At 76.6% G+C, this 2,449-nt stretch carries 2 protein-coding genes; one reads left to right on the top strand and one right to left on the bottom strand.

Annotation, left to right across the window (positions count from 1 at the left end; genetic code table 11):
- The coding region (locus IFT36_RS15765; RefSeq protein ID WP_463671337.1) for an iron ABC transporter permease at positions 1–2,057 on the top strand (2,057 nt) is incomplete at its 5' end.
- 125 nt (positions 2,058–2,182) lie between these two features.
- On the opposite strand, the gene IFT36_RS15770 is transcribed toward IFT36_RS15765, so the two are convergent.
- A partial coding sequence (locus IFT36_RS15770) for a DUF2809 domain-containing protein (protein ID WP_200413630.1) occupies positions 2,183–2,449 on the bottom strand: 267 nt, incomplete at its 5' end.

The following is a 2,449-nucleotide window of genomic DNA, read 5'->3' on the forward strand; positions in this document are numbered from 1 at the left end:
AGGAGGCGCGGCTCGCCGCCCCCCGCCGGGTCACGCTCGGGTCGGTGGGCGTGACGGTCGCGCTGGTCGCCGTCGTCGTGGTGCTCGCCCTCGTGGACGTCACGCAGGGCACCGCCGACGTCGGCGCCCGGCAGGTCTGGCAGGCGCTGACCGGCACCGCGACGGCAGGCGACGCGTCCGTGGTCGTGGCCTCGCGCCTCCCCCGGATGGTCGCCGGCCTGCTGGTCGGCGTCGCCCTCGGAGCCGCCGGTGCGGCCCTGCAACAGATGAGCCGCAACGTGCTCGCCTCGCCCGACACCCTCGCCGTCAACGCCGGCGCCTACGCGGCGCTCGCGGTCGCGGCCGTCACGGGGCTCAGCCTGCCCCTGCTCGCCTCGTCCGGCGTCGCGTTCGTCGGCGGGCTGCTCGCCGCGGGGCTCGTGCTCGCGGTGTCCGGGCTGGGCGCCGGCACCGTGCGGCTCGTGCTCGCCGGCAGCGCCCTCGCCCTCGGCCTCGCCTCGGTGACGAGCGCCCTGCTGCTGCTCTTCCCGCAGCAGACCGCCGGGCTCTACGCCTGGGGCCAGGGCAGCATCTCGCAGAACGGCTTCGACGGCGTCGTCCAGCTCGCCCCGGTGATCGTCGTGGGGCTCCTCGTGCTCGTCGCGATGAACGTCCGCGTGGACGCCCTCGCGCTCGGGGACGACGCCGCCCGCAGCGTCGGCGTCGACGTCCGCACGACCCGCGTGGTCACCGTCCTCGCCGCCGTGCTGCTCTCGGCCGCCGCCGTCACCCTCGCGGGGCCGATCGGCTTCGTCGGCCTCTGCGCCCCCGCCCTCGTCCGCCTGCTGCGTCGGGCCGTGCCCTCCGTCCGCCGCTTCCTCGTCTTCCTGCCCCTCGCGGCCCTGGCGGGCGCCGCCCTCGTGCTCGGCGCCGACGTGCTGCTGCGCGCCCTGGTCGGTGCCGAGACGTCGGTCCAGGTGCCGACCGGCGTCGTGACCTCGCTGCTCGGGGCGGTCGTCCTCGTCGTGCTGGCCTTCCGTGCCCGCGACCACGGTGGCGTCACCCCGACCGACCGGCACCCCGTGGTCTCCCGCCTGCGGTTCGTGGTCGTCGTCGTGGTCGTGCTCGCCGCCCTCGTCGCCGTCGTCCTCGGCTCGGTGCTGCTCGGCGACGCCAAGCTGCTGCTCGGCGACGTCGCCAACTGGGTGGCCGGTCGGTCCGGCCGCGTCGTCACCTACGTGCTCGACACCCGCGTCCCCCGGGTCGTGGCCGCCCTCGCCGCGGGGGCGGCGCTGGCGCTCGCCGGCACGCTCGTGCAGGCCGTCACGCGCAACCCGCTCGCCGAGCCGGGCATCCTCGGCGTGACGGGCGGAGCCGGCCTCGGGGCCGTGTTGCTCGTCACCACCGTCCCGCTCGCGACCGGCTGGGGCATCGCCGGCGCGGCGTTCGCCGGAGCCGTCGTGGCGGCCGTCGTCGTGTTCGGCCTCGCCTCCCGCGGTGGCTTCCCGCAGAACCGGCTCGTGCTGATCGGCATCGGCGTCTCGACGGCGACGGCGGCCGCGATCAGCCTGCTGATCGTCCTGACCGACCCGTTCAACGGCGCGAAGGCGCTGACCTGGCTGTCGGGTTCGACCTACGGCCGCACGCTGGACGATGCGCTGCCGGTGTCGCTGGTGCTCGTGGCCGCGCTCGTCGTGGTCGTGCTGCTGCGCCGTCGCCTCGACCTGCTCGGGGTGGACGACGACACCCCGCGCCTCCTCGGGGTCTCGCTCTCGCGGTCGCGCCTGGTCTTCCTGTCGCTCGCCGTGCTGCTCACGGCGACGGCCGTGGCAGCCGTGGGCGTGGTCGGATTCGTCGGACTCGTCGCCCCGCACGCCGCCCGGTCGCTGGTCGGACGGCGGCACGCGCGGGTGCTGCCCGTGGCCGTGCTGCTCGGCGCGGTGCTGGTCTGCGCCGCCGACGTGCTCGGCCGCACGCTGATCGCCCCGGCGCAGCTCGGCGCCGGCCTGCTGACCGCCGTGATCGGCACGCCGTACTTCGTCTGGCTGCTCTGGCGCGGGCGGGCCTCCGCGAGCTGACGCCCCGGCGCGCTGGCGCCCTGGGGCCCGACGCCCTGGCCGGTCGAGTGGGCAGAAGATGTCCTTCCCGCCTCGACGAAGGACGTTTTCTGCCCACTCGACCCGCGCCTCCCGGGGTCGGGACGTCAGGAGGCGCGGCGCAGCACCCCGAGCAGCACCAGCCCCGCGACGCCTCCCGCCAGGTACCCGAGCAGGTCGGTCGCCACGAAGGTGGAGCCGAGCACCCACGCGACGGGCGGGAACGCGTCGGCGGCGGCGGGCAGTCCGGTCAGCTGGAGCAGTTCTATGCCGACCGACGCCGCGGTGGCGGCCCCGGCCGCGACGGGGGCGGCCAGGCGCGGGGCGACGAGGCGTGGGGCGGCCAGGCGCGGGGCGATGAGCGCGAGCAGCAG

The organism is Frigoribacterium sp. CFBP 13605 (assembly GCF_014839405.1).
GTDB lineage: Bacteria > Actinomycetota > Actinomycetes > Actinomycetales > Microbacteriaceae > Frigoribacterium.